At 54.3% G+C, this 23,344-nt stretch carries 18 protein-coding genes and 1 pseudogene; 15 read left to right on the top strand and 4 right to left on the bottom strand.

The window, feature by feature from the left end; translation table 11 throughout:
• Positions 1 to 137 precede the first annotated feature (137 nt).
• Positions 138 to 245: pseudogene (locus D0851_RS20920) on the bottom strand (AbrB/MazE/SpoVT family DNA-binding domain-containing protein); the annotation flags it as partial.
• Between the two features lie 141 nt (positions 246 to 386).
• Here D0851_RS20920 and D0851_RS03030 point away from each other — a divergent pair.
• From D0851_RS03030 to xrt, 15 genes are all read left to right on the top strand, one after another.
• The gene (locus D0851_RS03030) at positions 387 to 1,028 is read left to right on the top strand and encodes a hypothetical protein (RefSeq protein WP_117617296.1); all 642 of its coding nucleotides are present in this window, start codon (positions 387 to 389) and stop codon (positions 1,026 to 1,028) included.
• Positions 1,028 to 1,375 (top strand): hypothetical protein, encoded by a 348-nt coding sequence (locus tag D0851_RS03025; RefSeq protein WP_117617295.1) that lies wholly within the window; start codon positions 1,028 to 1,030, stop codon positions 1,373 to 1,375. The genes D0851_RS03030 and D0851_RS03025 overlap by 1 nt, the downstream gene beginning before the upstream one ends.
• Positions 1,376 to 1,422: 47 nt before the next feature.
• Positions 1,423 to 1,677 carry an RES domain-containing protein gene (locus D0851_RS03020; protein ID WP_264756464.1) on the top strand — a complete coding sequence of 85 codons (255 nt, stop codon included), beginning with the start codon at positions 1,423 to 1,425 and terminating at the stop codon, positions 1,675 to 1,677.
• A 343-nt stretch (positions 1,678 to 2,020) separates the two neighbouring features.
• Positions 2,021 to 2,902 carry a glycosyltransferase gene (locus D0851_RS03015; protein ID WP_117617293.1) on the top strand — a complete coding sequence of 294 codons (882 nt, stop codon included), beginning with the start codon at positions 2,021 to 2,023 and terminating at the stop codon, positions 2,900 to 2,902.
• A 51-nt stretch (positions 2,903 to 2,953) separates the two neighbouring features.
• Positions 2,954 to 4,123 (top strand): glycosyltransferase, encoded by a 1,170-nt coding sequence (locus D0851_RS03010; RefSeq protein WP_117620257.1) that lies wholly within the window; start codon positions 2,954 to 2,956, stop codon positions 4,121 to 4,123.
• Complete coding sequence (locus D0851_RS03005) at positions 4,120 to 5,133, top strand: polysaccharide deacetylase family protein (protein ID WP_117617292.1); 1,014 nt, start codon at positions 4,120 to 4,122, stop codon at positions 5,131 to 5,133. Before D0851_RS03010 ends, D0851_RS03005 begins: the two co-directional genes overlap by 4 nt.
• Positions 5,126 to 6,502: an O-antigen ligase family protein gene (locus tag D0851_RS03000; protein ID WP_117617291.1), complete on the top strand. Its 1,377-nt coding sequence runs from the start codon at positions 5,126 to 5,128 to the stop codon at positions 6,500 to 6,502. The genes D0851_RS03005 and D0851_RS03000 overlap by 8 nt, the downstream gene beginning before the upstream one ends.
• 25 nt (positions 6,503 to 6,527) lie before the next feature.
• Positions 6,528 to 7,658, top strand: coding sequence for a glycosyltransferase family 4 protein (locus D0851_RS02995; protein ID WP_117617290.1), 1,131 nt, complete (start codon positions 6,528 to 6,530; stop codon positions 7,656 to 7,658).
• Positions 7,655 to 9,169 carry an oligosaccharide flippase family protein gene (locus tag D0851_RS02990; protein ID WP_117617289.1) on the top strand — a complete coding sequence of 505 codons (1,515 nt, stop codon included), beginning with the start codon at positions 7,655 to 7,657 and terminating at the stop codon, positions 9,167 to 9,169. The genes D0851_RS02995 and D0851_RS02990 overlap by 4 nt, the downstream gene beginning before the upstream one ends.
• A 3-nt stretch (positions 9,170 to 9,172) precedes the next feature.
• Positions 9,173 to 11,098 (top strand): asparagine synthase (glutamine-hydrolyzing), encoded by a 1,926-nt coding sequence (gene asnB, locus D0851_RS02985; protein WP_117617288.1) that lies wholly within the window; start codon positions 9,173 to 9,175, stop codon positions 11,096 to 11,098.
• A 62-nt stretch (positions 11,099 to 11,160) separates the two neighbouring features.
• Positions 11,161 to 12,045, top strand: coding sequence for a glycosyltransferase (locus D0851_RS02980; protein ID WP_227539426.1), 885 nt, complete (start codon positions 11,161 to 11,163; stop codon positions 12,043 to 12,045).
• Positions 12,046 to 12,073: 28 nt separating this feature from the next.
• Positions 12,074 to 12,949 (top strand): glycosyltransferase, encoded by an 876-nt coding sequence (locus D0851_RS02975; RefSeq protein ID WP_117617286.1) that lies wholly within the window; start codon positions 12,074 to 12,076, stop codon positions 12,947 to 12,949.
• Complete coding sequence (locus D0851_RS02970; RefSeq protein WP_162893669.1) at positions 12,946 to 14,043, top strand: GNAT family N-acetyltransferase; 1,098 nt, start codon at positions 12,946 to 12,948, stop codon at positions 14,041 to 14,043. The genes D0851_RS02975 and D0851_RS02970 overlap by 4 nt, the downstream gene beginning before the upstream one ends.
• Positions 14,037 to 15,167, top strand: coding sequence for a GNAT family N-acetyltransferase (locus tag D0851_RS02965; RefSeq protein ID WP_117617284.1), 1,131 nt, complete (start codon positions 14,037 to 14,039; stop codon positions 15,165 to 15,167). Before D0851_RS02970 ends, D0851_RS02965 begins: the two co-directional genes overlap by 7 nt.
• A 75-nt stretch (positions 15,168 to 15,242) precedes the next feature.
• Entirely contained in the window at positions 15,243 to 16,820 is a 1,578-nt protein-coding gene (gene xrt / locus D0851_RS02960) for an exosortase (protein WP_117617283.1), read from the top strand.
• Between the two features lie 132 nt (positions 16,821 to 16,952).
• Here xrt and D0851_RS02955 read toward each other — a convergent pair whose 3' ends face one another.
• The 3 genes from D0851_RS02955 to prsK form a co-directional block, all read right to left on the bottom strand.
• Positions 16,953 to 19,652: a tetratricopeptide repeat protein gene (locus D0851_RS02955; RefSeq protein ID WP_117617282.1), complete on the bottom strand. Its 2,700-nt coding sequence runs from the start codon at positions 19,650 to 19,652 to the stop codon at positions 16,953 to 16,955.
• Positions 19,653 to 19,704: 52 nt separating this feature from the next.
• Positions 19,705 to 21,078, bottom strand: a complete 1,374-nt coding sequence (prsR, locus tag D0851_RS02950) for a PEP-CTERM-box response regulator transcription factor (RefSeq protein WP_117617281.1) — start codon at positions 21,076 to 21,078, stop codon at positions 19,705 to 19,707.
• A gap of 101 nt (positions 21,079 to 21,179) precedes the next feature.
• Positions 21,180 to 23,315, bottom strand: coding sequence for an XrtA/PEP-CTERM system histidine kinase PrsK (prsK, locus tag D0851_RS02945; RefSeq protein WP_117617280.1), 2,136 nt, complete (start codon positions 23,313 to 23,315; stop codon positions 21,180 to 21,182).
• Positions 23,316 to 23,344 lie beyond the last annotated feature (29 nt).

Here is a 23,344-nt window from a genome sequence, read left to right as displayed (position 1 = left end):
CTCATCGAATCTAGCAACCCGTCGGACTTAAGGCTGATCTACTGTGCCGGTGGGCTTTTCAATCAATTTACCCAGTTTGCCAGGCGTATCGCCGGCACGTTTTCAAACTTTTTCGTGTTGTTCGTAACAACCGCCAACCCCTGGATAACAATATCCACTTGTTTCACGGTGTCCGGGTAGGCTACGGGGTTTGGGAGCCGCAATGCCTGACTCTTGTTGCTTTTAAAGATGCTTGCTCGTTCCACGATTTGCGCCTCTCGGTGTAGGTACGTGTGGTATATCCCTGCTTGGCACTTGGCACTGCATTTCATGATGAAGAGGACCTTTTTTATTTGTGGGGTGCGGCCTATAATTAACACATGCATACAGTGTATGAGGTTAATACCATGACCGCCGAGCCAGATACCACTATCAACGTCAACTCGCAGGACCTGCAGGCTCTGGGGAATGCGGGCATCAATAAGGCGGACATTGAGAAGATGCTCCATGCGCTGGCGACCGATCTCCGGTCCGGGAACGAAGCAGCGGTTCACGATCAGGCCAATGGCCTCACGGCCGCTGAGATTGAGATTCTCCGGGAGGGCGGCGCCTACGGCCTTGATGACACATCCCCCGGCGCCTTGGCGAGGTCCCGGCGCCTCGCGGTCATGCGGCTCCAACTGGAATTCAAGCAGTTGCAGCGTGACTCGCTGTACGCCTCAGCTGTGGCCGAGCTGCTAGGTATCTCAGCTGCCAGGGTGCGGCAACTCACCAACCCGGGCAACCCGGGGCTGTACAGTTTCAAAGGGGCCCGGAGCAAAGCGTGGTTTCCACGCTGGCAGTTTGTCGAGAGTTCCGTAATACCCCATCTGCGACTGGTACTCCAGACCCTCAGCCCCCAGGCACACCCGGTCACAGTTCAGCAGTTCATGACGCAGGTGAACAACGACCTATGGAGCTCCGAACTGGAAGAAAACCTGTCTCCCCGTGACTGGCTGATCGCTGGGTACCCGGCTGAGCCTGTCCTGAGCCTGATCAGGGATATCTGATGGCAAAGTTTCCAGAGCCGCCAGATGTCGACGCACTGAAAAGCATCCCGTCTCAAACCGTCAATCTGGAGGCCGGGGAGAAGATCTTTCGGGTATTTCGCACCGAAGGGCCGTATCCTGTGTCATGGAATACCTTCCGGTATTTCGGTCCCACGTCGTCCCGTTTCGACCACCATTTGCGAAACAAAGTTGGCCAGCCGGGTAATGGTGAGCGAGGAGTCCTCTACGGCGCCATCGGCCCCCGGGCCATCCCTACTTGCCTGGCTGAGTTCTTCCAGGGAACCCGGAAGATCAATCGAAAGGACGGGGTACCTGTTCTGAGTGCTTTTGCTCTCACCGCGCACTGACCTTGCTGGATTTACGCGGTTCCTTCGCAACCCAGATCGGCGCCAGCATGGCGATCAACACCGGGCCACGACCCCGGGCCCAGCGTTGGGCTCAGCGGCTATATGAGGCGTACCCCCGGGCGCATGGGATCATCTATCCCTCGTCCATGCATGCCAATGAGCCTGCAATTACCTTGTGGGAGCGTAGCACGGCCTTCATGCCCCGCCACCCACTGGTCCATCGTCTGCTGTCTGACCCGGCCCTGAAACGCGTGATTCTCGAAACCGCTGACGCTATAGGCTACCCGGTGGTCGACCCCTGACCCGAACACTGCTTTCAGGGGCTCAGAAGATTAGCGGATTGCCCAGACGGGGCACTGATTGTTTTGGCTTGATTTTGGCCGTCTCAGATATCCAGACTCATAAGAGTGGCATTCGTTAAGTTACGGATCATTCCGGGCGCCAATATAGGCTGTGATGGCGATCATGGCGAGAATTGTTTACCTTGTGTCCAAGCTTTGGCCGGATAATGGTTGGTGGGTGCGTATCTATGGGCCTGGAGTGCTGGTCTCTGGCGTGGTTCCTGGGAGGAGTTTCGGGCTTGGCTGTCAGCCAGTTGAATCGGTTTACCCAGTTGGTGCTTTTCCGAATTAAATAGGTGGTGGTTTGCAACCCTTAGTGACAGTTCTCACTCCGGCCTATAACCGGGCCGGGTTTATTGGCGAAGCCGTCGAATCAGTGCTCAACCAGTCCTATGGGAATATTGAGTACATCGTTGTGGATGATGGCTCCTCCGATGGCACTTTCGAGATCCTGCAGGAATATGAAGCTGCCGGTAAACTGACGTTGTTAACCCATGAAAATCACAGTAACCGTGGGCAGTCCGCTGCACTGAATGTTGGTTTGCGGGCGGCTAACGGTAGTTATCTCGTGATACTTGATAGCGACGATCTGCTCCACCCGGAAAAGCTGAGTAGGCAGGTGGAGTTTTTAGAAAATAACACTGAAGTCGGCATGGTTTACGGGCAAGCCATGGCAATTTCAGAAGATGGTCGCGAGTTATTCCCCATCCCAGGCGACGGGCATGTCGAGCCCGGAGATCCGAACCGCTTGCTCCTGGATTGCTACATGGCCTTGCCGGGCGGTGCTATGGTGCGTAAATCGGTTTACGATCAGGTTGGATTTTTTGAAGAAGATTTCCGTGCCAGCCAGGATCATGACATGGCGGTTCGAATTGCGGAAGCGGCGCCGTTTTCTTTCATGAAGGGCACTGTTTTTTACTACCGAAAGCATGAGGCGTCGATAAGTAACCAAGGGTTGGAAAGGCGTTGGCAAACAGGGTTTGAGATTCTCCGGCGTGCGGCTGCTCGATACCCTTATCGGCGATCTACCATCCGGAAACGGCGTGCGCTGTTGCATTTCAGGATTGGGCAGGTCTATTGGCAACAAAAGCGCTATTCGACCGCGATTGTCCATTTGCTGAAAGCCGGCCTTGGTGACCCCATGCGCTCCATGGGTGTTGTATTTGGTTCAGAGAAAGCACATTGAGCGGTTGGGCCATGTACTATGGAAAAGGCAGGTGCTTTGGAAACAGGTGTTATGGAAAAGGAAAGTCCAGTTCGTATTCTGTTCGTGATTGACAATTTCACCAGCCCCCATGCCGGGACAGAGGGGCAGTTACTGCAGCTTATCGCAAATCTCCCTGTGGATCGGTTCCAGCCTGAACTATTGCTACTTCGGTCATCCGACTATGTTGAGGCAGGCAATATGCCCTGCAAGACAGAGGTGTTGGGGGGCTCCAAATTGTTCAGTATAACAACGTGGCTGGCCATGTTTCGGTTTGCGCGGCGGAAAAAGAAAGACGGCATTGCCTTGTGTCACGTGTTTTTTAACGATTCGTCGGTTATCTGCCCGCCGGTTTTTTCTCTTGTGGGTATTCCCACTGTAATTTCACGCAGGGATATGGGCTATTGGTACACTGGAAAGTATCTGCGGGCACTAAGGTTGACAGCGCGCTTCGTTCGCGGCGTTGTTGCCAATAGTGAGGCGGTTAAACGGGTGACTGCTTTGAAAGAAGGGTATTCGTCCTCCAGGATTTCAGTGATTTACAACGGTTATCCCGTGCCAGATAGTGATCCATCGCCTTTGCCGCCCGAAGAACGACCGGCGGTGCTGAGCGCTCTTGGTTTGCCGACAAGCGGTCAGTTTGTCGCTCTGGTGGCGAATTTGCGCGAGATAAAGCGCATAGGCGATGCCATTAAAGCGATTGCCAAGGTTAGCGAGCCGGTACCGGATAGCCACCTGGTCCTGATTGGCGCGGGTGACCAGGAACCTTACCGGGTACTGGCTGAGTCTTTGGGCGTCGCGGACCGTGTGCATTTTCTGGGAGTGCGCTCCGATGTCAGGGATATCCTCCGTACAATGGATGCCGGTTTGCTTTGTTCTGAATCAGAGGGTTACTCCAATGCGATTGTAGAATACATGCAGGCTCGCCTTCCTGTGATTGCCTCGGATGTGGGAGGTAATAGCGAGGCCGTGGAGCACGGCGTAACCGGGTACCTGTTTCCCCGAGGGGACATAACGCGGTTGGCTGCTTGTTTGGAGGATTTACTGAAAGATCAGGACGGCCTGGCCAAAGCGATGGGTGAGGCCGGTTATCAGAAAGCCCATCGCAGGCACGGCTTGCAAACGATGATCGAGTCCCACGCAGCCCTGTATGCCAGGGTAGTGTCGAACCGGGTGGGCCTGCCTGATGTGGAGGTTCGGTGAATGCTTCGAGATTGATAAAACTGGCCGGTAAGTTCGGTGGTTATTCCGTAGCACGAGCGATTACTGCGGGTCGCCCCCGCATTCTGATGTATCATCGTTTTTCAGAGGCATCGGCGGCCGGCCATGTGAGTGCCGATGAGTTTGAACGGCAGGCGCGTTACATCTCGAAGTATTTCAATCCCGTAACGGTATCGCGCATTGCGATGGCGCTTTACGAGGGCGAGGTGCTCCCCAAAAACAGCGTTGCGATAACTGTTGATGACGGCTACGAGGATTTCTATTCCATTGCGTGGCCTATACTGAAAAAGTACAAAGTGCCGGCTACTTTTTATGTAACCACAGGTTTCGTGAGCGGCGATTTGTGGCTGTGGCCTGATCAATTGCGTTACTTGCTGGAGCGGTCGCCGGAATCCGGGAACAGATTCGATTTCGGTTTGTTTAAGGTTCAGACTCCGGTAAAAGCAGGCGAGTTTGAACGGATGTTCTGGCGTATTAATCAGGCCCTGCTGAAGGCTGGTAACGCGGAAAAGTTGCGGTGCCTTGCCGCAATGGCCAAAGCCTGGCAGGTAGAGCTGCCGAAAGACCCTCCGGAAGCCTACCGGGCGGTTACCTGGCAGCAGCTGGAAGAAATGCAGGCCGAAGGGCTCGAAGTAGGAGGGCATACGGTAACCCATCCATCGCTCGCCAGGGTTAGCATGGCGGAGGCTCGTAACGAGATTCTTGGATGCTGCGAGGCGTTGGATCAGAACCTTGGGAAGTCATTGCGCTCTTTTTGCTACCCCAATGGCACTCCGGATGATTTTGTTGGTGGGCAAGTTGAATTGATTCGTGAAGCTGGGTTTTCATGCGCTGCCGTGGCCTTTGCCGATAGCCGGGAACACCGTCAGAGATACGCCATGCGCCGCCACGCCAGTTCTTCAGATCAGTTTCAGTTTTTGAAAGCGGTGTCGGGTATCGAATTGTTGGGGATGAAGTGGCGAAAGGCCCAGAGAGAAACGCCTTATGAGTAACGCGGCCTTAAAGTTGTCGTCAGCAGATTACTTTGATGAGCAGGGAGCTTCGGCAAGGTTTCAGGCCAGTTCGTTTACCTTCGGCCTGTTCATTTTTTACCTGATTGATTTCTTTCTGCACCTCTCACAGCGCATTCCCGGTTACGGGTTGCTGAGGCCAACGCTGTTATTGGCCCTGATAATTGCCATCAGCCTTTTTATACAGCGGGAAAAATTCAGGGGTTGGTCAAAAGATCCTATCGTAGCTTCGTTGTTCGTGTTGCTGATCTATCTTGCCGTTTCATTACCTCTGGTAGAGTGGCCAGGTAGTGTGGTTAAGAACAATCTGAGTGATTTTATTAAGGCTATCACTTTCTTTTTCTTTACAGTCTTGCTGGTGGATTCAGATCGTCGACTGAAGATTTTCTTGCTGGTTTTTATAGGTTGCCAGTTAATCCGGGTATTTGAACCGTTATTTCTGAATCTGACCGAAGGATACTGGGGCAGTAGTACCTACCTTGGCGGTGGTGAATTCTCCCAGAGATTGTCAGGTGCACCATCGGATGTGATTAATCCAAATGAGTTGGGTTTTGTGATTGTAACCGCAATACCCTTTCTTCATTATCTTCTATGGTCATCCGGACCTAAGGCCAGGCTCCTTTATTTGCTGCTGATGCCGCCAATTCTTTATGCGCTGATTCTCACTCAATCGCGGGGGGCGTTTCTTGCCTTGTTGGTTGTCGCGTTCTTCGTATTCAAGGAATCCAGCCGGAAGTTTAGCCTGATTGTTATTGCAGTATTGGTTGCCATGGCGGGATGGCAGGTGATGACGGATGAGCAGAAAGATCGTTACCTGTCACTGGTTGGCCAATCCGAAACATCCAACGCAACATCAGCGGAAGGTCGCCTCGAGGGATTAATGAAAGAATTCTCCCTGGGGTTGGAGCGACCTGCTGTAGGGCATGGGTTGGGCACTACACCCGAGGCAAAAACACATATACTGGGCAGGCGCCAGGCATCACACAATCTCTATGCGGAACTGCTGGTAGAGTTGGGCCTCATCGGCATGTTCATTTTTCTCAGGTTTTTGTTCAAGGTCTATAAAGGGCTAGCCGAAAATAATAAACGCATCGCGGAGCATGGATCTAATACTTTCTATGTGAATCTGAACAAAGCGATGACTGCTGTGTTCTGGATGTACGCGGTATACAGCCTGAATTACTGGGGGCTTTCCCAGTACTATTGGTATCTGTTTGCTGGCGCTGTTGTTGTCTTTCACCGGTTAATGCAGTTGAACCTTGTTGTCCCGGAAACTTCGGAGGCCACGCCAGTACGAACACTCCGTAAAAACCGTTTCAGTAATCTGGTCGATCTATCCGGCAGGCGCTGATTGTGCCTCCAGAAAAGGAATTTTGATGCAAGTTGTTGTGTTTGCGAGGCATCCTGGTGGGGGAATCAGAACCTACTTCTATTATGTCTATGGTGATGAAGCGTTAAAGAGCCATGCTTTCAGGCTGGTGTCGCCCCGGTCTGACGCGTTGCAGTCTCTGGTAGGGCCCCTGGAAAATGTCAGTTGTAGTTCCCAGACTTCCGAGGGCTTGATTCCTTTGTTGCTGGTTCTTGTTCGAGAGGTTGTAACGAACCGGCCGGACCTGGTTCACTCCCACGGATTCACCGCCGGGTTGATCGCAGCATTGCCCCTGTGGCTTTTGCGTATTCCTCACGTGATTACCACTCACGATGTCTTTATGCCGGGCCAGTTCAAGGGCCGACTGGGCCAGGTAAAGAAATTTGTTATGGCCCGGTTGTTTGCCATGGCAAATCTGGTGAACCCGGTTGGTGAGGACGCGGCGGAAAATTTCCGTGCGACTTTTCCTGCTCTTTCTGCAAAGGGGAAGGTTGTCGCGGTTATGAATGGTATAAGAACGGTTGCATTCCTAGGGGATGACTCGAGGGATCTGCGAGCCGAGGCTTCGATCCCCCGAAATGCTCTGGTTGTAGGATTCTTTGGCCGTTTCATGGCCCAGAAAGGGTTTGGTCTTTTGGTCAATGCGCTTGAGCGCTGGAATGAGTCTCGTCCCCACCGGCCTTTACACGTTTGTTGTTTTGGTTGGGGCGGGTTCATCCGCGAAGAGCAGGCGGATATTAAACGCCGGGGGTTGACGGATTTTTTTCATTTCTTCCCGGCGACTGATTCCATGGCTTCCGCAATTCGTGGTGTCGATGCGGTCGTAATGCCCTCCAAGTGGGAAGCCTGCCCGCTGTTGCCCATGGAGGTGATGGTATCCGGGCGGCCGCTGATTGCCACCGACTGTATTGGCATGAATGAGGTTGTGGCGGATTCCCCCACGCTGGTTTTCAGTGTTGGTTCCGTAGACGGCTTACTGGAACAGTTGGAGAGATTTGAATCGGCGCAGTCGGAGGTTAAGGCGGAATTCGATAAATATCGAAAAATGGCGGCTGAGCGTTTTGATGTCAGCATTACCGCCTTTAAGTTGAAGCACCTGTTTGAGCGTGTGCTTGAGAGCCGGGGAGCAGCGGGGTGATCCGTACCCTTTTGGTCAATACAGGGTCTAACGTTCTCGTCATGCTCGTCAAACTGGCGATCACTTTCGTGATGACCCCGATCTTTGTATATAACCTTGGCAGATACGATTACGGGCTCTGGGAAATGGTCGGGGCCGTTGTCGGGTATATGGGGATTCTGGACCTTGGACTGCGCCCGGCAATAAGCCGTTTTGCTTCCCGGCATCTGGCCGAGAAGGATGAAACTGCTTTGCAGTCGGTTTACATGTCTGCCTTAGCATTCATGGCAGTGGTCGGGGTGCTGCTTTTCCTGTTTTTCTTCTTCTGGGGATTCTGGTTTTCGGGTTCGGTAGCTCCGCAGGGTGAGCCCCATCAAAAGTACACCCTGTTTCTGATTCTAATCGGTGCATACTTGCTGATTTCGTTTCCGGGATATGTGGCAGAGAGCTATCTGGAAGGGTTTCAGAAGTATTATTTAAAAAATAACATCACGATTTTCAATTCAATTGTCGGGTCATCACTCTTATATCTCTATATTTCGCCGGAAAACGGGCTTGTATTACTGGCAGGAATTAATGCTATTGGTTTGTCTGTTAAATATCTCTTGTTTATGTGGATTCTTTCCCGGCCTGCGCATGGCGCGATTCGGGCCCGGCCTGTCAATTTCTCTTGGGTCAGGCTTCGGGAGTTGATTGTTTTTGGCTTCAAGTCGTTCATTCAGGGTATTTCGACACGCGTAGAAAACGCAACAGATGTGCTTGTGATTGGTGTGATCATGGGGCCTGCAATGGTGCCCTTTTATAGCATTCCCGCGAATCTGACCCAGCACATACGTGGTCTTGGTTGGACGCTCACGCATGCTTTTATGCCCCTGTTCAGTGGATTGAGCGCCAAGGAGGAGAACGAAACCATCCGCCAGGTGTTTCTGGTGTCGTCTCGGTATGTAGTGAGCATCCTTTTGGCCATGGGCACGGGCGTGCTTATTCTGGGGGTGCCATTCATTTCCATCTGGCTTGATCCGGAGTTTGGTGAAAAAGCGGAACTGATTATTGTCTTCCTGGTGTTCTTTACCATCTTCCCGTTCATCAATCCGTTTGCCAGCCGTTATCTCACCGCAATTGACCGGCACGGTATATTCGCGAAGCTTACGCCCATGGCTGCGCTGTTGAATATCACCCTTAGCTTGATTTTGGTGCATCCTTTTGGCCTTGAGGGGGTCGCCTTTGCGTCGGTGGTGCCAGGGCTTATTTTTGTGCCGGTGTACCTGCGGTATACCTGTAAGCATCTCGATCTGCCAGTACGGCAGTATTTGCTATCGGCTGTTCTGCCCGGGGCGGCTCCCGCCGTAATCATGGCGGCGATCCTGCTCGGCATTGGTGAGGTGTGGGTATACGATTCCTATTTTGATATTTTGACGGGTGTGGTGTTCGGCAGTTTTGGCTGGCTCGCTGGTTTCTGGTTTCTGGTGTTGAACAGGGAAGAGCGGGAGTACATTGTTGAGTATGTGTCTCGCAGACTGGGAAGGAATTAAACAATGTGCGGTTTTGCAGGGTTTGCCAGGGCTGGCCGTAATATCGACAGGGATTTCTGCGAGACAAGGCTCCGGAAAATGGGGGAGGCCATTGTCCATCGTGGGCCTGATGCCGGTGGGGTGTGGCTGAACGATGCCTTGTCTGTTGGCCTGTCCCATCGTCGTTTATCCATTCTGGATTTGTCGCCCCTTGGTGCTCAACCGATGGTATCGGCTTCGGGCCGGTTTGTGATCGCTTTCAATGGAGAAATCTATAATTTCCAGGCATTGGGCGAAGAGCTGCTGGCTGATGGGGCGCATTTCCGCGGCCATTCGGATACAGAGGTTATGCTTGCGGCCTTCGAGGCCTGGGGCGTGGAAGCCGCGCTCGGGCGATTCGCCGGCATGTTCGCCTTTGCGTTGTTTGACCAGCAGGAACGGCGGTTGTACCTGGCCCGGGATCGTATGGGGGAAAAGCCCCTGTATTACGGGTGGCAGGGCAGTACCCTGGTCTTTGGCTCAGAGCTCAAGGCGTTGCAACAACACCCTGAATGGCAGGGCGAAATTAATCGCGGCGCCTTGCCTTTGCTGGTTCGGCATAACCTGATTCCTGCGCCCCACACGATTTACTCCGGTATTTTCAAGCTTCTGCCTGCCTCGTTTGTTGCCGTTGACCTTGCGCGTCTTGAGCCGGGGCAACTGCCGGAACCCTCTCGTTATTGGCGCCTTGAGGATCAGTTTGTTGAATCCGATGATTGGACGGTGGAGGCTGCTGCGGACCATCTTGAAGCGCTGCTTACCAAGGTGATCGGTGAGCAGATGGTGTCTGATGTGCCGCTGGGGGCTTTTCTCTCCGGCGGAGTGGATTCTTCAACAGTCGTGGCCCTGATGCAGAAGCAGGCGTCGACCCCGGTTAAGACCTTCAGCATTGGTTTCAACGAGGAAGGTTTTAATGAAGCAAAACACGCGGCGGCAGTGGCGGGGCACCTGGGCACGGACCATACTGAGCTCTATGTAACAGAGCAGAACGCAAGGGATCTGGTGCCACGTTTGCCGCAGATTTACGACGAACCGTTTGCGGATTCGTCCCAGTTGCCCACGTATCTGGTCAGCGAGATGACTCGCAAGCACGTTACCGTGGCGCTTTCCGGTGATGGCGGCGACGAGTTGTTCTGTGGTTACACCCGCTATCCGGGTATGTTGCGTGGATGGCAGCATCGCCGTTCGTTTGGTTCCCGCCTGAAAGCGCTCTCCGGTCGGCTGCCGCCCGAATTAACTGCCCGGGCCATTCGTGCCCTGGTACCTTCCCAGAGGGGGCGCAGTGTGGAAGCAATCCGGTTACGCCTGGCGCGAGTCAGAGCTGTCGCCTCTTCACAAAGCCTGTCGGATTTCTATCGCCAGTCTGTTTCTATCTGGCCAGACCCAGCCATGGCCCTGGTGGAACCGGGCGAGGGCAGTTATGGGTTGACGGCCCCACTTCCGGGCCGGGTACCCGACAATGACCTGAAAACACTGATGTGGCGGGACCTGAACTGGTATCTGCCAGACGATATTCTGACCAAGGTGGACCGTGCCGCTATGGCCTGCAGCCTGGAAACCCGTATCCCCATGCTGGACCATCGGGTGGTGTCGTTCGCCATGGGGCTGCCCGCGTCTCTGAATATGGAGGGAAATGTCGGCAAGCAGGTGCTTCGGTCGGTGCTGTACCGCCATGTGCCCCGGGAACTGATTGACCGGCCGAAACAGGGTTTTGCAGTGCCTGTCGCGGCCTGGCTGAGAGGGTCTTTGCGGGAGTGGGCGGAGACTCTTCTGGATCCGGTGAAGCTGAGAGAGCAGGGTTACTGGAGAACGGACATGGTTCGGCAGGTTTGGAGTGAACACCTTTCTGGCAGGGAAGACTATAGTTTTGAGTTATGGGGTATTCTGATGTTTCAGTCGTGGTTAGACTGAGTGGACATCATAATTCGATAGATGGGTTCAACTATTTCGAATCATGGTTAAAGGGCATCGTTGTGGCGAATGAAAATCCGTTAGTTTCTGTTATCACACCCACCTTTAATAGGTCTGATTTTTTGCCTGAGTCTATAGATAGCGTGCTTGCTCAAACCTATCAAAACTTTCAGCTTATAATTGTAGATGATGGCTCAACTGATACCACAAGAGAGGTAGTCGAGCCTTATCTGACGGATCAAAGAATAAAATATTTTTATCAGTCCAACCAAGGTCAAAGCGTAGCAAGAAATAGAGGCATATCTGAGTCCAGTGGAGAGTTTATCTGCTTTCTCGATTCTGATAACGCGTGGTTGCCTAACAAACTTGATCGTTCTCTTCTGGAATTTAGCCGGTTTCCACAGTCTGATATCGTTTATGGAGACGGCATCTTGATTGATGAGAAGAGCGCTGAGATCGGTAAGAATACCATGAAACGTTATTCTGGCCGCATTACTCATCACCTGCTAAAAGATAATTTTGTAAGCATGAATACCACTATGACACGTAGAAAATGCTTTGCCGAGTTGGGCAGCTTTAATGAATCAGATCGTGTAGCGGAAGATTATGAGTTGTGGCTCAGGTTTTCTACCAGGTTCGAGTTTCGTTATATTCCCGAATTTTTGAGCTATTATCGAGTTATGGAGAACCAGATTTCGTCCGATAAGATAAAGCGATTATCCAGTAACGAAAGATTGCTTCTGAAATTTCTTGAGCAGTATCCTGATGCTGTTACGAGCAGGCAACGGCGGCAGGGTCTGAGCCACTTTTATATTAGAAAAGCCCGTTATGAAATATCTATTAAATCGTTCCGGGATTCCATTTACGACATCGCCAGGGGGATTAATTATTACCCTTGGTGGCAAGGGCCCTGGCGAGCGTTGGGCAAACTACTCATAAAAAGATAATCGTCATGGATGACTTCAGGAGCGTGCAATGGTGGTCATTAGCGTAATTACGCCCACCTATAACAGGGCCCGGTTCCTGCCGAACGCGGTCGCCAGTGTTCTGGCTCAGACTCATGCTGATCTTGAGCTCATCATTGTGGACGATGGCTCTGAAGACAATACCCGTAATGTCTTGAAGCCCTTTCTTGCAGACAAACGGGTTCGTTATTTCCACCAGGAAAACCAGGGCCAGAGCCATGCCCGTAATCTCGCCCTTAAGCAGGCGACGGGGGATTTTATCGCGTTTCTTGATTCCGATGATGTCTGGGCTCCAGACAAACTGGAGAAGCAACTGGCTGTTTTCCGGGCAAATCCGGAGGTTGATATCGTTCATGGTGATGAGGCCATAATTAACGAGCAGGGTGCGGTTATCAGCCTTCAGAATATGAGGCGTTATTCCGGCCGGATCACGCGGTATCTGTTGGCTGACAACAGCGTGAGTATTACCACGGCGCTGGTGAGGCGGCGGTGCTTTGATGAGATGGGCGGTTTCGACACCTCGGTGGGTGTTGCTGATGACTACGAGCTCTGGCTGAGGTTTTCCGCCCGGTACTGTTACCAGTATGAGCCCGGCATTGTCGCCTCGTATCGGGTGATGGCGGATCAGATTTCATCGGATAAGCGCAGGCGATATGCTGCGAACGAGCGGATTATCCAGCAATTTCTGGCGCGGTATGGTGAGGTTTTGTCTCCCGGTGAACGTCGCTGGGGGCTGGCCCGTTTCTATTGTCGCAAGGCAAGGTACTTTGCCAGTGCCGGTGAGCGTGGCAAGGCCGTCGGCGCCATTGCCGGGGCACTGCGCAATGCGCCGCTGGATTCGGTTGTCTGGCGAGCGTTGTATCGCGTTGCGGTGCCCCGAAGATGACACAGGGTACAAAGGTAAGCGCGGTGCCTGCTGGTAGCGGGGTGCCCCGATGTGTGCCCTGGCAGGCGAAATACCGGGAAGGCGTGCTGAGGCTCTTCCGGGAAGTGCCCTACAAGGCGGAGCTGTGGCAGTGGCAATTTGAGTCCAATCCGTTTGGTTTGCCTTTCACGCCCGTTGTGCTGGTTGACGACGAGGACACAGTGGTGGGATTCAACGGCGTGATGGCCGCTCGCGTGACCGACCGGGGAGACGCAATAAGGGTTTTGTGGAGCTGTGATTTTTACCTCGCTGAGCAGTGGCGTGGGCAGGGGTTGGGGAGTGTCATCAAGCACGAACTGCATAGGAAGGCACCTTTAATCATGGCCTTTGGCATCAGTAACCGGGCCAGCGAGGTGCTCCGTCACCTGGGTTGGGTGCCCGATGAATCGGTGAGAAGCTACCGGATGCTACGCCGGCGCAAGGGGCTTCGCAGCTGGTTGCTGGGCGGTCTCCAGTGGCTGAATCGCCTACGGAGGGCTTTCTCCGCCGTGCCGGGCATCTCTGGAATGAGTATTAAAGTACACTCAAACCTCCCCGAAAGGGCACGGGTTGATGCGCTCTGGGAACGTTGTGCCCCGGAGTATGGAAGGATTGTTAAAAGAGACTTTGGTTACCTTGACTGGCGTTACCAGCGGCACCCGTTGGGCCGGTACGGGTTCGTTTGTGCCTGGTATGACGATGAGCTGGCGGCAACACTGGTTACCCGGTTCAGCCAGGGCACATTGCGTATTGTCGATTATTGCGGTCCGGCCCGGAATCAGCCGCTGAAACGTGCCCTTGTGGGTGCAGCGGTCCGGCACTGGCCCCACGCAGATCAGGTGTTTTCTGTTACCTCGGATCCGGGGCTGGCGGAAGCGTTTCTGGCGGAAGGCTTTGTTCAGCTCCGGGGCCGGCCACGTTTCTATATTTATGAACCGGGGGGGCAGCCTTCCGGATCGTCTGCCTGGTTTATTATGGCCGGTGACTCCGATGGGGAGTTCCTTCAGGCCGCCAGTGATTTTTACAACCCGGAAACCGTGCCGGGTGTGTCGGCTTTGGAGCGTGCACCATGCTGAGGGTTAAGCCGGTTTCCGAGGCAGGATTTGCCGCCATGGCGGAGGAATGGCAGGCGTGCCTTGGAGCCTCCGATGCCAATCCACTGTTCATGAGCTGGCCTTGGCTGTATAGCTGGTGGGAAACCTGGTCCCAGGTTCTGGGTATGGAATTGGTGCTGCTCGGCGTCTTCGATCAGCGGGGTGAGCTAGTCGGCATTGGCCCTTTCTGTCGCCGGGTTCTGGTGACGCCTGGGGGTGTTCGGGTTGCCCGCCTTTTTAGGATCGGCAATGCCTGGCGGCTTGCGCCAACGGTGCGGACGGAGTATTGCGCAATCATTGCCCGTCGGGGCTATGAGCAGGCGGTCACGGCGGCGCTTGTTCCGGCGCTGGAACAGCTGGAATGGGATGAGCTGATCTGTACCGATGTGCCCGTGGATCAGTTGGAGAACCTTAAAGTCGGGGGGTTTAATGACCAACGCGGCTACCGGATGATTCACCGAACCGAAGATGTGGGAATTCGCATCGATACCGCTGGCCGCTTTGATGACTGGTTGGCCGGGCTTGGAAAGAATACCCGGCTTAAAGCCTATAACCGCAGATCGTACTTGAAAAAACAGGGTGAGCTTGTTTTTCTTGACCATGAGGAAGGCCGTGATGGGGACTTTTTTGAGCGCCTCAATGCTTTCCATATGAATCGCTGGGGGAAACCGGCGTTCGACAGGGAGGCGCTAAGGTTTCACCGCCTGCTGCTGCAAAGGCTACATCTGTGTGAAGGTGAGCCGGCTATGAGTCTGATCTTGTACAATGACCAATGTGTTTCTGTTTTGTATGATTTGGTGGTTCGCGGCTGCCGATATAATCTTCAGGCCGGGTATGAGGAGGATTTCGACCCGAAAGTGTCCCTGGGTTATCTTCACCTGGGGCTCGCGATTGAAGCTGCTTTCAGTCACGGGACAACGAGCGCCTATGATCTGCTCGCCGGTAATGGTAAAAATCAGTTCTATAAATCGCACTTTCATGGTGAAGCAGTGCATTTCTCCACATTCCAGGTAGTTCGCAGCCCTCTGCTCAAGGCTCTGTATCGTATCCAGGCGGCCAGCCCCCCGTTTATGGCGAGGGGGTTCAATCGTAGGGTGGGATTGTGATCCTGTCGTGGCAAAAACCGCTGCGTGCAGGCACAATGAACCGGGGATCGGCTGGCATGTAAGGGATGTAGACGTATGACGATTGAAAGGATTCGTTTTCGCAGTTTGATCCAGACAGTACTTCCGTTCCTTATAGTATTTGGCGCCCTTTCCCTACTTATCTGGCCAACCGTTGAGGGTATTGTCAGCCGGTGGCTCAGGTTTGATGAATCCTACTCTCACGGTTTTCTGCTGCTATTGGTTTCTGTTTTTCTGATATTCCGTGTGCTGAAACAGCGAGCTCTGGTACCCGGTTTTTATCCCTTGTGGCTAATGCCCTTTGTGCTGGCGCTGCTAGCCTATGGTCTGGGTGATCTGCTGCGGGTGCAGGCGCTCCAGCATCTGATGTTGGTCCCACTACTGCTTGGTGCGCTGGCCATTCTTTTAGGATGGAAGCAGGTCCGGTTCTTTATTGCGCCGGTAGGGTTGTTGTTTTTCGCGATGCCGGTCTGGGACTTTCTATCCTGGACGCTTCAGGTCATTACGGTAGAAATCAATCAGTTGTTACTCGGCCTGTTTGATATTGAGTTTGAAATTGAGGGTGTGTTTGTTTATCTCATAGGGGTGGGGGCCTTTGAGATTGCCCATGGCTGTTCGGGTTTGCGGTATCTGCTGGTTGGCCAGTCGTTGTCGCTGATCTATGGCGAGTTGAATCTGCACACCCTTCGCGCCCGTGTAATCCTGTTTGCGACGGGTGTGTTTCTTGCGCTTTTCGCCAACTGGATAAGAGTTTTCGTGATTATTTACATGGGCCACGAAACCAACATGCAATCCTCTCTGATTGAAAACCACGAAAGTTTTGGCTGGTGGGTGTTTGCAGTCACCCTGGTTCCTCTGTTCCTGGTGGGCCGACGGCTGGAGTCGATGAAGGGAGAGCGAGACTCGGATCAGAAGGTGGAAGCGAATGAACCTGTGGCATCTTTTAATCGCACTGGCGCCATGGGGCTGAAAGTTGGTGTTGTTGTCACCGCTCTTTTGCCGGTTCTGGTATGGGCCGCGTTGCCATCATCGGATCGTGCCATTAAGCCGGAACCTCTGGCTTTGAACCTTGAGCTGGTTGGGGAACGTTACGGTCCGCTTTTCTCAACCAACCTGGAGGGTTGGCGTCCAAGAGTTCAGAATCCAGACTGGCTGTATACCCAGACACTGTTTGACCGGAGACGTGCTGGCGATCAGTCGGGGCTTGGTGAGTCCCTTTTTGCGGCGGTGTACAGTTATGACTATCAGCGGGAGGGTGCTGAAGTAATCCAGTATTCGAATCGGGTTTATGATCGGGAGCAATGGTATCCAGAGACATTTTTCACTCTGCCCCGGCCAGGGAAAGTTCCCCTCAAAGGCTTGACGCTTCGTCAACGGTTTACCGACACGCGGATCCACATTGCCTACACCTATTACGTAGAGGGATTCTGGGAGACGGATAACCTGAGAGCCAAGCTAGCCCAGGTTTGGGGGCTTATGAATTCCCGTAGCGATGCTTCTTTGATCGTGTTTGCTGTGTATTGCGAAGACTGTGATGGGAAAAATCGTTTGTCTTCAATAATAGATTCAGTGATGGAAGAGGTGGTGACCGCTGTGGATAAACAAGTTGCGGAAAAGAAAAGAGGCGGGGACTAACGCACTACCTTCCTTGCGCAACAATTACGATGAGTAAAGTACTGTTGTTGCGAAGGAGGGAGAGTGCCACCAAAGCCTACGAGCGGTTCGGTATTATGTGGCGGTAGTTATGGCGTCTGTGTCTTTCCGCGTTTACCCCCGGTCACCAAACTTCTCCAGCACCCGTTTTGCGTCCGCATCGCGGCCGTTGGCGCGATAGGCCTCAGCCAGGTGCATGGCAATTTCCTCCGAATCAGGCTGCAGCTCGTGGGCTTTTTCAAGCACGGGCAGGCTTTCTTCCGTTTTTCCCGCCTGGAACAAAATCCAGCCGTAGGTGTCTGCAATGGCGGCGTTGCCGGAGTTCAGCTCGAAAGCTTGCCTGGCCAGTTCCATGGCGCGTTCGTCGCCTTGTTGGTGATAGATCCATGCCAGGTTGTTGAGTGCCACCACGTTCCGGGGTGTTACTTCAAGCAATTCTTCATAGGGCGGTATTGCCTTTTCAGGTGCCTCGTTTTCCTGGTGCAGTACCGCCAAGCTCATCAGCACCTGGGGGTTCCGTGGAAAAGCCTGGCGTGCGTTTTCGAGGGATTCGATCGCCTTATCGCGTTGTCCCGCCCGGGCCAGGGCGCGGGCATGGGCGACTTCCAGCTCGGCGGTTTGTTCCAGTTCAAGGGCAAGCTGATAGAACTCCGCTGCTTCCTGGTACTCTTCCCGCCTCTCAAAGTAGCGGGCTTCTATACGGAAGGGGGCGGCGGATTCCGGATGTTGTTGCTTGACGTCTCTCAGGATGTCCCGGGCCTCTCTGGCATTTCCCTGGGTGAATTCGATGACAGCCGCCTGGATGCCGATTTCTTCGTTCTCGGGGAAGAGTATGCGCCCCCGGCGAAGCACGTCAGCTGCCTGCTCCAGGCGTTCCCGCTGGGCCAACTGAGTGGCAATGCCGTGATACACGGCGGCAACCAGCGATTCTGCCGGGGCGGGGCTGGATTCGTCTTCCCGCTCAAGCAGTCCTGCGGTCAGCTCATCTGACCGTTGCGTGTCGTTGTCAATCAGCGCCGATTCCAGCAATATCAGCCTGGGGCCATACGCGTCCGGGTGTTTCTCCCGGACCTCTTCCATCAGCGCCTTCAGTTCTTCACGCGGCATAACCGAGGAGATCCCCTGCAGTGCCTGGCGATTGTCCGGGGACAGTTCAATGGCACGGCGGTAGTAGTCTTTTGCCTGATCTGTTTCATTGCGTAACCGTGCGAGATTGCCAAGGGCGTTAAGTCCGGCGGGATTCTCGCTATCCGCCTTTACGGCTCTCTGATAGTACTGCCTGGCCTCCTCGATATTCTCGGCGTTGGCGGCGACATTGCCGCGGGTAACCAGTGCGGCAACACTTTTTGGTTGCTCCTTAACCCAGTCGGAAGCCGCGGCGATGGCTGCATCGTTGTTGTTGGCGGATACATGGGCCTGGACGACCAGCAATCTTGCCCGCTCCGATTCCGGATCGCTCTCCAGTACTCGATTGGCCTGCTCGATGGCCCTGTCGGTTTCGCCTGTGCGCACCAGATACGTCGCATACCGCAGCCGCAGGTTGTTGTTGTCGGGGGCGAGGTCCAGCGATTTTTCGATGAACTGCTCGCCGCTCTGGGTGTCGCCGCTGACCAGTGAGGCGATGCCCACCAGCGCCAGGGTTTCCGGGTCTGAATCCTGGTCTTCGAGATTGGCAAGGATTTCCCGGGCGCCTTCGGGGTTGCGCATTTGTAGGCGGGTGGCCGCAAGTAGTTTTCTCGCCTGCGCGGAGTCGCCCATATCGGCAACCGGGGCCAGCAGGGCTTCAGCCTCCTCTGGCCGGCCCTGGCGATAGCGAATGAGGCCCAACATCAGTGCGGCCTGCTGCTGGCTCGGAGCCTGGGACAGTACTTCCTCAAGGTAGCGTGCGGCGTTATTCAGTTCGCCGTTGTTGAATGCCTCTTGTGCCGCTATCAGGTTGCTCCTGATGGTGCCAGGCGCTGATTTTGCGAGAATTTCTTCGTAGACAAAGGCTTCAGAGGATTTGCCCTGTTCCCGCAGGACATTGATCAGCGCCGACATGGTTTCAAACTTCTGGTATGTCATTATGTCGTACTGGCCGATGGTTTCCAGTGCATTGACGTAAGCCTGTTCGGCTTCAGCCCAGTCTCCGGCGGCGTGGGCCAGTCTCGCTTTCCAGAGCCAGAGCTCCACGCTGTCCGGGTTCAGCTCTTCAGCCTGAGCAATGTATTCGTCACCCTGCTCGGATTCATTCTGGCTGTATGCCACTTTCGATAGCCCGATCAGCGGCTCTGCTGTATTTGAATCGATGTCCCGGGCGGTGGAGTAGGCTTCCCTGGCGGCATCCGGGCGGCTTGCCGCCAGGTGGATATCACCCTTGATCAGGGCGCCTTTGAGTTGTTGAGCCCGATCCGGCTCCTGTAATTTTTCCAGAGCGGCCAGCGCTTTGTCATACTTTTGCTGCATCAGTCTGGCCTGGGCGCGGATCAGGACTGCATCGTTTAGATTCTGTTGACTTAGGGGCTGTTCGCCAACGTTCGAGAGAAGCCGATCCAGTTGACGTTCCGCATTGAGGGCATCGCCGGCGGTGAGCAGGTTATTTATGATGAGCAGGTACGGATCGATTCGATCAGGCTGCAATTCAATAGCACTGCGCGCCTCCAGCGTACTGGCCTTGAGCTCACCCTGGCGCTGGAAAAAGCGCGACTGGTCCAGGTGGCTGATATACTGGATTTCTTCCGGGCTCATTTCATTGTCGTCGCCGCCACAACCGGCGAGGGTCAGCGAAATGGCAACTGAAAGAAGGGTGGCACGTACTGCTGACACTGGTTTCATGGCCCTGTTCCTTTCCCTTATTGGGTCTTGTATTGGATTCCCTGTTTTCTACTCAGGCACTTGACGATTCAGACGAGTTTTTTATCCGGTATTTGTCGGTCAGGTTGTAAAGTGTTGGCCGGGTGACGCCCAGCAGGCGCGAGGCCTGTGCCATATTGAAACCGCAGGACTGAAGTGCCTGTAAAATGGCCGCCCGCTCGGCGTTTTCACGCACTTGCCGCAGGTTGAGCTGGCTCTCCGGGCTTCCCTCGTCGCAACTGAGCTGCAAGTCGGCGGCGGTCACCCGTTTACCATCCGCCATAATGATGGCTCGTTTCACCTTGTTGATCATTTCTCGCACATTGCCGGGCCAGGGGTGGCTCTTGATGGCGTTGATGGCGTCTTCAGTAAACGCCAGGTTGGGGCGGTCCATTTGTTTGCCCAGGGATTGCAACAACGATTGCGCAATCACAAGGGCGTCTCCCTCCCGGTCCCGAAGGGCTGGCACATCCAGAGTGATTTCGCTGATCCGGTAGTAAAGGTCCTCGCGGAAGGTACCCTGGCTGATGAGTTCCTGAACGTCCCGGTGGGTGGCGCACACCACACGTACATCCACCGATATCGGTTTAACCGACCCCACCCGGTCAACAACCCGCTCCTGAAGAAACCGGAGCAGCTTGGCCTGAAGCGCCATGGGCATGTCGCCAATTTCGTCCAGAAAAAGGGTGCCGCCGTTGGCACTTTCTATTTTGCCTTTTTTGCTTTGGGTGGCACCGGTGAACGACCCTTTCTCGAACCCGAACAGTTCACTCTCGAGCAGGTTTTCGGGGATGGCAGCACAGTTGATGGCAGCAAACGGTTTGTCCCCGCGATGGCTCAGATCGTGAAGGGCACGCGCCAGCAGTTCCTTACCGGTGCCGGTTTCGCCGGTGATCAGGGTGGTTACATCGGTAGGGGCGACTTTCTCAAGGGTACGGCAAACGGAGAGCATCTGGGGGCTGGCGGCAACAATGCCCTTGATGCTGGTGCCATTGCGCTGGTGCGCGAGTTCACGGTTGTTCCGTTCCAGTTCCGCCAGCCGGAATGCACGGTTCACCACAAAGGCAAGAATGTCGGCATCCAGGGGTTTCTGGTAGAAGTCGCTGGCACCCATGCCGATGGCTTTGACGGCGTTTTCTTTGTCTTCACGACCGGTAACGACGATCACCTTGGTCATCGGGGCCAACTGGAGAATGTCCTCAAGCAGTCTGAAGCCTTCTGTGGCGCCACCCGGGTCCGGTGGAAGACCGAGATCGAGCGTTACCACCTCCGGCTCCTCCCGCCGCAGGCAGGCGAGAGCTGCCTCCCGGTCCGACGCCAGGGATACTTCCAGGTCTTCGCTGAAACACCAGCGCATCTGGCTCTGGAGGCCGGGGTCATCTTCTACAATCAGGAGTCGTCTGGTCACAACGGCAACAAGTCCTTTTAAAGATACTTCCACACCACTGATTCTCAACCGAACATTGACACTTTGCAATGCCGGTTTTTGCTCATATTCAGTAATGACAATTAATTGGCGCTTTGTATGGGGTCCTGGGAGGCAGAAACTGGCCGCGATGCCTCAGCATCCTGTGTCTCGGGTTTTTCGTTCACGAGCGGGATCCGGATGGAAAAACAGGATCCGACACCCGGCTCACTGGTGACGTCAATGTTACCTCCGATTTTGCGGATATATTCGCGGGCCTGATACGCACCGATGCCCATCCCGGTGAGCCCCTTGGTGCTCTCGAAGGGCTTGAATAACTGAGTGGAGATAAATTCTCTGGTCATGCCTGTGCCCGAATCCTGAATGAACAAGACCGCGTTGCCTTTTGCGATTTTCAGGGCAATGGTGATTTCGCCATTCTGCGGGGTGGCATCCTGGGCGTTTTGGATGAGGTGGCCAAGAACGCTGCGGAGCTGCTCAAGGTCGGCTTTAATGATGGCATCTGGAATTTCTCCTTCCAGATGTGGGGCAGGGGCCTGACGTTGATGATGCCCGATAAGCTCTGTTACCAGCTTCGTAAGATTGACCGGCGTTAACGGGTCTTCATCATCGGCGCCAGGTCTGCGAATGTGGTCTACCAGGCCCGACATTTTCCGCACGGCATGGTCGGTGGTGTGGATCATGTCATCAACAAAGGCGGGGTTATTCCGGTGCTTCGGCGCGTTCTTCACCAGAAGTGACAGCTGGGCAATCACTGTTTTAAGGTCGTGAACCATAAAGGCCGAGGCCTTGCTAACCGCCTCGAACTGCATCGCCCGGGAGAGTCGGTTTTGCGCATCGGCCTGGGCGAGCAGGTTACAGGTCTGGCGGGCAACTACCTTGATCAGGTCGAAGTTCTCCCAATTCAGGGCAACACGGGCATAAGGGGTACCGACCAGAGCCATCCCGTAGAGATCGTTACCCAGGTACAGCGGAATGATCAGCCACCCGTCCGGGGTTTCTGCTATGGCGTCCGGTATTTCCACGAGGTCGTAGCTGACCGGGTCTGATTGGTATTCATGCAAATCGATAATCCATTCTCGGTTTGAGAAAAAACGGACCAGTTCAGCATCACTGTCAATCAGAGTGTGCCTGGGGGGGGATAGATGGATGGCAGCTTTCAGGGCATAGCCTTCCCTTTCTCCTTTCAGCCAGATTGCACCGCCATTGCTTTCGACCAGGCCCGCCAGAATGTGGATCACACGTTCGGGAACTGGCGGATCGTTGCTGAGATCCGCCAGTTCCCGGGTCATTTTCAGCCATTCTTCCCGGTAATCGTATTTGTAATCGAAAAAGTTCTGGCTGATCCGCACCATAAGTTTGGCGCGGATTCGCCGTGACAGCATGAGTGTTGTCAGGAAGACCAGTGAGATCGTGAAAAACAGGACCTGGAGTGCATCTCCCCACTCACCGCCGAGCACCTGAACATAATAGCCACCCAGGGCCAGGAACAGCAGATAACCGCCGGCGAATACCAGGGTTCCTGCGTGAAATACCGCTGAACGGGACAGCTGGAAATCGACAGGTTGTTTGCGTGTGTTGATGACGTTGACCGCAAACAGGGGGGTAAGCAGGGCATTAACGAACCCGCGGGCGTTCCAGAAGGAATCGGCTACATGCCCGAACAGCAGGGCATCGGTATACATGAAGAAATCAAAACCAAGGATGCTGGCAACGCCGATGCAGATGTATTTGATGCTGGAGCGGCCAAAGTTGGGGGAGTTTCTCCAGATCTGCTCCACCAGCGAAAGGCCCAGCAGGGAAAGGCCAATCTGGCCAAGCAGTTTGACTTTGCCGGTGGAGATGTCGACGCTTCCAAAATGCTCGATCACACTGGTACTGATTAACAGAACCAGCAGAATGACAACGCTGGCGCCGAGGATCTGTTTCACCTTGCCGGTGAGCCTGTTTTCCCGGAGCCCGTCTTTAAGCAGGGCAAACAGCAGGTAAACCCAGGCGGCGTCCCGGACCAGTTCAATCAGGTAGCGTAGGTTAAAGCCCGGGTGCCCCCAGAGACTCTGGCTGACAATAGCAAGCGCCCATAGGGCCGAAACGGCCGCTGCCAGAGCAAGAGCCCGGTCCACTCCACGACGCAAGTAGCGCGCGGCTACCAATATTCCCAGTAGCCCGAAGGTAATCGCCGCCAGCGAGTAGCTGAGTGCGTCCATGTTGCTGAGCATGCGTTATTGCCCCAAAAATAAATCCCTGT

This window comes from Marinobacter sp. Arc7-DN-1, assembly GCF_003441595.1.
Classification (GTDB): domain Bacteria; phylum Pseudomonadota; class Gammaproteobacteria; order Pseudomonadales; family Oleiphilaceae; genus Marinobacter; species Marinobacter metalliresistant.
Note: the sequence above shows the minus strand (reverse complement) of the source record. Positions and strands in the feature narration are given on the sequence as shown.

Bases quoted from the DNA above. Each gene is read 5' to 3' on its own strand.
- D0851_RS03030 (WP_117617296.1), top strand. From the start codon at position 387: ATGACCGCCGAGCCAGATACCACTATCAACGTCAACTCGCAGGACCTG.
- D0851_RS03025 (WP_117617295.1), top strand. From the start codon at position 1,028: ATGGCAAAGTTTCCAGAGCCGCCAGATGTCGACGCACTGAAAAGCATC.
- D0851_RS03020 (WP_264756464.1), top strand. From the start codon at position 1,423: ATGGCGATCAACACCGGGCCACGACCCCGGGCCCAGCGTTGGGCTCAG.
- D0851_RS03010 (WP_117620257.1), top strand. From the start codon at position 2,954: ATGGAAAAGGAAAGTCCAGTTCGTATTCTGTTCGTGATTGACAATTTC.
- D0851_RS03000 (WP_117617291.1), top strand. From the start codon at position 5,126: ATGAGTAACGCGGCCTTAAAGTTGTCGTCAGCAGATTACTTTGATGAG.
- D0851_RS02995 (WP_117617290.1), top strand. From the start codon at position 6,528: ATGCAAGTTGTTGTGTTTGCGAGGCATCCTGGTGGGGGAATCAGAACC.
- asnB (WP_117617288.1), top strand. From the start codon at position 9,173: ATGTGCGGTTTTGCAGGGTTTGCCAGGGCTGGCCGTAATATCGACAGG.
- D0851_RS02975 (WP_117617286.1), top strand. From the start codon at position 12,074: ATGGTGGTCATTAGCGTAATTACGCCCACCTATAACAGGGCCCGGTTC.
- D0851_RS02970 (WP_162893669.1), top strand. From the start codon at position 12,946: ATGACACAGGGTACAAAGGTAAGCGCGGTGCCTGCTGGTAGCGGGGTG.
- D0851_RS02965 (WP_117617284.1), top strand. From the start codon at position 14,037: ATGCTGAGGGTTAAGCCGGTTTCCGAGGCAGGATTTGCCGCCATGGCG.
- xrt (WP_117617283.1), top strand. From the start codon at position 15,243: ATGACGATTGAAAGGATTCGTTTTCGCAGTTTGATCCAGACAGTACTT.
- D0851_RS02955 (WP_117617282.1), bottom strand. From the start codon at position 19,652: ATGAAACCAGTGTCAGCAGTACGTGCCACCCTTCTTTCAGTTGCCATT.
- prsK (WP_117617280.1), bottom strand. From the start codon at position 23,315: ATGCTCAGCAACATGGACGCACTCAGCTACTCGCTGGCGGCGATTACC.